Origin of the sequence: Streptomyces sp. IBSBF 3136 (assembly GCF_036815105.1) — a bacterium.
Taxonomy (GTDB): Bacteria; Actinomycetota; Actinomycetes; order Streptomycetales; family Streptomycetaceae; genus Streptomyces.
Window position 1 is genome coordinate 21,074 of sequence record NZ_JAJSZC010000096.1, and the last position, 6,610, is coordinate 27,683.

Genomic DNA, 6,610 nt, shown 5'->3' on the forward strand with positions numbered 1-6,610 from the left:
GGGAAACCACGATGACTGAGACACCGAGGGAGCGCTGGACGCTCCACCACGCCGCCCGCGCCCACGCCGGGAGCCGCCCGGACCACCCCGCGATCATCTGCGAGGGCCTGGTCACCACCTACGAGAAGCTGCACCGCGACAGCAACCGGGCCGCGCACGCCCTGCGCGCCAGCGGGGTCGGGCGCGGCGACCGGGTCGCGTACCTGGGCCGCGAGTCGGCGAACTACTACCTGGTGATGATCGCCTGTGCCAAGGCGGGCGCCGTCCTGGTGCCGGTCAACTGGCGGCTCACCCCGAGCGAGGTCGACCACATCCTGCGCGACTCCGGCGCCGCGCTGATCTTCGTCGACGACGAGTTCTGGGACACCGTCGCCACCGTCCGGCACCAGCTGCGCGGGCTGCGCCGGGTGATCCGGGTCGACGGCACCGACGCGGACGGCGAACCCGCCCGTGGCGCGGGCCTGCCGGCCTGGGCCGCCGACCAGCCCGACACCGACCCGGCGCCGGGCACCGGACCGGACGACGCGGTCATCCAGATCTACACCAGCGGCACCACCGGCCTGCCCAAGGGCGCGGTCCTGGCCCACCGCAGCTTCTTCACGCTGCCGCACGCCAGCCGCGAACGGGGCGTGGACTGGATCGACTGGCTGCCCGAGGACGTGGCGCTGATCTCCCTGCCGGGCTTCGGCGTGGCCGGCATCGGCTGGTTCCTGCACACCTTCAACGCCGGCGGCACCAACGTGATCATGCCGCAGTTCGACCCGCAGGAGGCGGTGCGCCTCATCCGCGCCCACCGCGTCACCACCACCTTCGCCGCACCGGCCATGCTCCAGGCGATGGCGGCCGAACGCGGCGCGGGTCCCGAGGCGTTCGCGTCCCTGCGCAAGATCGCCTATGGCGCGGCGCCCATGTCCGAGACGCTGCTCAAGCAGTGCCTGGAGACCTACCGCTGCGAGTTCGCGCAGATCTACGCGAGCACCGAGACCGGCAGCGTGGCGGTGTGCCTGCCGCCCGAGGCGCACCACCCGGGCAGCACGGTCCTCACCTCCGTCGGCAAGCCCTGCCCCGGCAACGAGGTCAAGGTGGTCGGCCCCGACGGTGAGACGCTCCCGCCCGGCGCCATCGGCCAGATCTGCGTGCGCGCCCCCTCCCGGATGCTCGGCTACTGGAACCTGCCCGAGGCCACCGCCCGCACGCTGGTGGGGGAGTGGCTGCACATGGGCGACGCCGGCTACCTCGACGAGGACGGCTACCTGCACCTGTGCGACCGCATCAACGACACGATCATCGTCGCCGGCCAGAACATCTACCCGGCCGAGGTGGAGAAGGCGCTGGCCGCCCACCCGGCCGTCGCGGACGCCGCCGTCGTCGGGCTCCCCGACGACCGCTGGGGCGAGAGCGTGCACGCCGTGGTGGTGCTCAGGCCCGGCGTGAGCGCCACCCCTCGCGAGCTCCTGCTGTCCCTGCGCGGCCGGATCGCCGACTACAAGATCCCGGGCACGTACCACTTCGCCGAGTCGCTGCCCCGCAACCCCTCGGGCAAGATCCTGCGCCGCGCGGTGCGGGAGCGGCTGACGGCGCCGGCCAGGGACCCGCTGGCGAGCACCGTATGACGTCATCCTCCAAGCCCCTCGTCGAGAAGGACTCGTCCATGAGCACCGAGCCCCTGCGGATCGGCATCCTGCTGCCCACCCGGGAGCAGGCCATCAACGGCAGTTACGCGGCGGCCCCCCTGCTGGACTTCGCCCGGCAGGCCGAGGACCTCGGGTTCGACTCCCTGTGGGCGGGTGACTCGCTCACCGCGCGCCCGCGCCTCGACCCCCTCGTCGTCCTCTCGGCCGCCGCGGCGGCGACCCGGCGGATCACCGTCGGCACCGCCGCCCTCACCCCGGCCCTGCGCCACCCCCTCATCGGCGCCAACATGATCGCGAGCCTCAGCCACGTCGCCGCCGACCGGCTGATCCTCGGCCTCGGTTCGGGCTTCCCCATGGCCGAGACGGAGGAGGAGTTCGCCTCCGTCGGCGCCTCCTTCCAGGGCCGGGTCGGCCGCCTGGACGAGATCACCGCGCTGTGGCGCACGGCGTGGCGCTCGGGCGAGGAGGGCGAACCCGCCGAGTTCCAGGGCAAGTACTGGCAGTCGGAGCACCTGGACCGGCTCCCGTCGCCCGCGGTCCCCGGCGGTCCGCCGCTGTGGCTGGCCGGCAGCGACACCCCCAAGGTGCTCGCCCGCGCGGCGACCCGCTACGACGGCTGGCTGCCCTTCCTGCCGGACGTCGACGCCTACGGCCGGGCCAGCCACCGCATCGCCGAACTCGCCGAGGAGGCGGGCCGCACGGTCACCCCGGCGCTGTACGCCACGGTGACGGTGAACAGCGACGAGCGCGCTGCCCGGGCCGAACTGGAGCACTACATCAGCCACTACTACGGCCGCTCGCTGGAGCAGATGAGCAGCATCCAGGCGTACGCCTGGGGCAGCGCCGAGAAGTGCGCCGAGTGGCTCGGCGGGTACGTCCGCGCCGGTGCCCGGCACCTGGTCGTGCGGATCGGATCCCTCGACCCCGAGCCGCAGTTGAAGGAGATCGCCGAGGTGCTGCTGCCCGCGGTACGCGCCCTCGGTCCGTCCACCACCGTTGGGAGTACGCAGTCGTGACCTCCGCCATAGGCACCATCGGCAGCCAGATGTCCAGCGAGGGGCACTGGTTCCACCCCGTGGAGCCCTCGCCCGACGCCTCGATCCGGCTGTTCCTGCTGCCCCACGCGGGCAGCGGCGCCATCATCTACCGCGACTGGGAACGGCTGCTGCCGCCGGACATCTCCCCGCAGGCCGTCACCCTGCCCGGCCGCCACAACCGCCGGGAGGAGCCGACCTACGAGGAGTTCTGGCCGCTGCTCGAGGCCCTGCACGAGGCCGTCCTCAACGACCTCGACGAGCGCCCGTTCGCGTTCTTCGGCCACTGCCTCGGCGCCCAGCTCGCGTTCCGGCTGGCGATCCGGATGGAGGAGGAGGGCGGCCGGACACCGGTGATGGTCGGGATGTCCGGCTGGTCGCCGGTGGGCTTCTTCAAGCCGACCGAGGAGCAGAGCCGGATGCCGGAACCCGAACTGGTCGAGTGGATCAAGAAGCTGGGCTCCTTCCCGGCCGAGGTCTACGACAACCCCGAGATGCTCGCGCTCGTCGTGCCCGCGCTCCGCTCCGACCTCAGGGTCGCCGGGGACTACGACGACGACGGCGCAGGCGTCAGCTGCCCGCTCGCCTCCTACGGCGGCCGCAGCGACCCGCTCCAGGAGGCCCCGGACGCCATGACGCACTGGGCCGGCCGCACCCCCGCCTATCTGGGCCACAACGAGTACGAGGGCGGCCACTTCTACATCGACACCCACGCGCAGGCCGTCACCGCGCACTTCGCGCACCGGCTGCAGCGGGCCGTGGCCACCACCGTGAGCTGAGCCGACGAGGCCGTGTCAGCGCCGTGTCAGCAGGGCGCGGGACAGTGACCCGATGACCGTAACGGGTGCCGTCCCGTGCCCTGCCGTGCGTCACGGACACCCTCGGCCGTCAACCCCACCAGCACGAAACGACCTAGGAGGGTCGTCCATGACCACCGAAGCGGAACTGACCGGCAGCGCGGCCTCGGCCGCACCGCCACCGGACATCGAGGAGGCGGCCGGCGCACCCCCTTGGGGCGCGCTCCTGGTCGTGCTGGCCGGCCTGTTCATCACCAACCTCGACTTCTTCATCGTCAACGTGGCCATCCCCTCGCTGCAGCGCGGGATGCACGCCACCAGCGCCGAGATCCAGCTCGTCGCCGCGACCTTCAACATCGGCCTGTCCGCCATGCTGATCACCGGCGGCCGGCTCGGCGACCTCTACGGCCGCCGGCGGATCTTCTCCATCGGTCTCGCGCTGTTCACGCTCGCCTCGCTGGCGTGCGGCATCGCGCCGAACATGGGCGAGCTGATCGCGGCGCGCGCGGTGCAGGGCGCCGCGGCCGCCCTGGTCATCCCGCAGGTCCTCGGCATCCTGACCACGACCTACGCGGGCAAGGCCCGGGTCGCGGCGTTCAACGCCTACGGCCTGACCCTGGGTGCCTCGGCCGTCTTCGGCCAGCTGATCGGCGGTCTGCTGATCAAGGCGGACGTGTTCGGCTGGGACTGGCGGACCATCTTCCTGATCAACGTGCCGATCGGCGCCGTCGTCCTGCTGCTGACCCCCAAACTGGTGCCCGAGTCCCGCGCCGACGGGCACACCGGACTCGACCTGACCGGTGTCGTCCTCGTGACCGCCGGCCTCACCGCCGTGGTGCTGCCGCTGGTCGAGGGCCGCGAGCAGGGCTGGCCCACCTGGACCTGGGAGTGCCTGGCCGCCGCCGTGCCGCTGCTCGCCGTGTTCTGGTACACCCAGCGCCGCAAGGCCGCCCGCGGCAGGTCGCCGCTGGTCAACCCGAGCCTCTTCGAGGACCGCGCGTTCGGCGTGGGCGTGGTCTCCCTGCTGGTCTTCTTCGCCGCGATGGCCTCCTTCTTCCTGGTCCTCGCGCTGTACCTGCAGGAGGGCCGCGGCCAGTCCGCGCTGCGCTCCGGGCTGCTGTTCATCCCGCTCGGCCTCGGCTTCTTCATCGGCTCGGTGCAGGCGCCCAAGGTCGCGGCCAAGCTGGGCAAGCAGGTCCTGGCCCTGGGCGCGCTGCTGCTCGCGGCGGGTGACGTGGCGCTGGCCGAGACCGTGTGGCACCTGGACACCAGCGGCTCCGTCGGCTGGTGCATCCCGGCCATGGTGCTCGGCGGGGTCGGCATGGGCTTCGTCGTCGCCCCGCTGACCTCGCTGGTCCTGGAGGGCGTGGCCCCGCACCACGCGGCCGCCGCCTCCGGTGTCTTCTCCACCGCCCAGGAGATGGGCAACGCCATCGGCATCGCGGTGATCGGCGTCGTCTTCTTCAGCGTCGCCGGGCACGAGACCGGTGCCCACTCCTACGCCCACGCGTTCGGCACCAGCCTGTTCGTCCAGGCCGCGATCTGCGTCCTGGTGGCCGCTCTGGTGCAGCTGCTGCCGCGGGCACAGGCGTCCGGGCCGGCCGCGGCCGCGCCGGAGGCCGTCTGACGGACGTCCGGTACGAGGGCCCGACGGGGGCCGGCGGAACACGCCGGCCCCCGTTCCGCTGTTCCGGGACGCCCGGAGTACCGAACGCCCGACGGGGGGCCGGGCGCGAAGAAGAAAGTCGGCCGACCGCCTTTACCAACAGAAAACCAGCCATTGACTGGCTGAAAACCTGTCAGTCATCCATCAGAAAACCGTCAGTGGCGCTCATCAGGATGTCTCCAACGCTGGGAACCGGCCAAGGGAACCAGCCAACGGAGGGAACACCATGTCCGAATGCGAGCAGCAACTGCCCGAGTGGCCGATGCCACGTTCCTGCCCCTACGCGCCACCGGACGCGTACGAGGGCCTGCGCAAGGAGGCCCCGCTGAAGGTGCGGATACGCGGCGGCGAGGCCTGGCTGGTCACCCGGCACGCGGACGTCCGCCAGGTGCTCAACGACAACCGCTTCAGCGCCGACGACCAGAAGCCCGGCTTCCCGATCCGGATCCAGCTCCCGCCCGAGCCCGGCGTGATGTCGTTCAACCGCATGGACGGCGCCGAACACGGCCGGCTGCGCCGCATGGCCATGACCGAGTTCACCGCCCGCCGCACCCGCGCCCTGCGCCCCGAGGTCGAACTCCTCGTCGAACGGCTGCTGGACGAGCTGGAGCGGGGACCGCGCCCGGTCGACCTGGTGGAGCACTTCGCGGTACGGCTGCCCTCCCTGGTGATCGCCCGGATGCTCGGCGTCCCGGAGGAGGACGAGGCCACCTTCACCGAGCAGAGCCGGGTCATCCTCTCCCAGGACGCTACCCCCGAGGAGACCTACGGCGCGTTCGTCGAGATGACCGGATACCTCGACCGGCTCGCCACCCGGCGCACCGCCGAACCCCGGGACGACCTGATCAGCCGGCTGGTCACCCGCTACGTGGCGACCGGGGAGCTCACCCACCAGGAGCTCGTCGCCATGGCCCGGTTCTTCCTGGTCGCCGGGCACGAGACCTCCGCCCATCAGATCAGCCTGAGCGTCCTCAGCCTGCTGCGCGACCCGGCCCTGCTCGCCGAACTGCGGGCCGACCCGGGCCTGTACAAGCCGGCCGTCGAGGAGCTCCTGCGCTACTGGTCCATCTCGCAGGACAACCAGGTGCGGGCCGCGGTCGCCGACGTGGAGCTGGGCGGGGCGCGCATCCGCGCGGGCGAGGGCGTGATCGTGGCGATCCCCGGCGCCAACCACGACGAGTCGGTCTACCCCGACGCGGGCCGCCTGGACATCCACCGCAACGCCTCAGGGCACCTCGCCTTCGGCTTCGGCGCCCACCTGTGCCCCGGCGCCTCGCTGGCCCGCATGGAGCTGGAGGTGTGCCTGAGCCTGCTCTTCGCCCGCTTCCCCACGCTCCGCCTCGCCGTGCCGGTCGAGGACGTGCGCTTCCGCGAGAACACCCTCGTGTACGGCCTGGAGGAGCTGCCCGTCACCTGGTGACGACCGGTTCCCCTCCGGGAGTCAGGAGGGCCGTGCCCCACCACGGCCCCGCCCCCCTC

5 protein-coding genes are annotated in these 6,610 nt (G+C 72.2%); all 5 read left to right on the forward strand.

Annotation, left to right across the window (positions count from 1 at the left end; genetic code table 11):
* The first annotated feature begins 11 nt into the window (after nt 1–11).
* The 5 genes from V7E45_RS21205 (at nt 12) to V7E45_RS21225 (ending at nt 6,551) form a co-directional block, all read left to right on the forward strand.
* Nucleotides 12–1,613 (forward strand): fatty acid--CoA ligase, encoded by a 1,602-nt coding sequence (locus V7E45_RS21205; protein WP_333775773.1) that lies wholly within the window; start codon nt 12–14, stop codon nt 1,611–1,613.
* A 38-nt stretch (nt 1,614–1,651) separates the two neighbouring features.
* Nucleotides 1,652–2,650, forward strand: a complete 999-nt coding sequence (locus tag V7E45_RS21210; RefSeq protein ID WP_333775774.1) for an LLM class flavin-dependent oxidoreductase — start codon at nt 1,652–1,654, stop codon at nt 2,648–2,650.
* A gap of 29 nt (nt 2,651–2,679) precedes the next feature.
* On the forward strand, nt 2,680–3,447 hold the full coding sequence (locus V7E45_RS21215; RefSeq protein ID WP_333775777.1) for a thioesterase II family protein: 768 nt from the start codon (nt 2,680–2,682) through the stop codon (nt 3,445–3,447).
* Nucleotides 3,448–3,595: 148 nt separating this feature from the next.
* A complete protein-coding gene (locus V7E45_RS21220; protein ID WP_333775775.1) occupies nt 3,596–5,092 on the forward strand; it encodes an MFS transporter in 1,497 nt (498 codons plus the stop codon).
* A gap of 265 nt (nt 5,093–5,357) precedes the next feature.
* Nucleotides 5,358–6,551 (forward strand): cytochrome P450, encoded by a 1,194-nt coding sequence (locus tag V7E45_RS21225; protein WP_333775776.1) that lies wholly within the window; start codon nt 5,358–5,360, stop codon nt 6,549–6,551.
* Nucleotides 6,552–6,610: the final 59 nt, after the last annotated feature.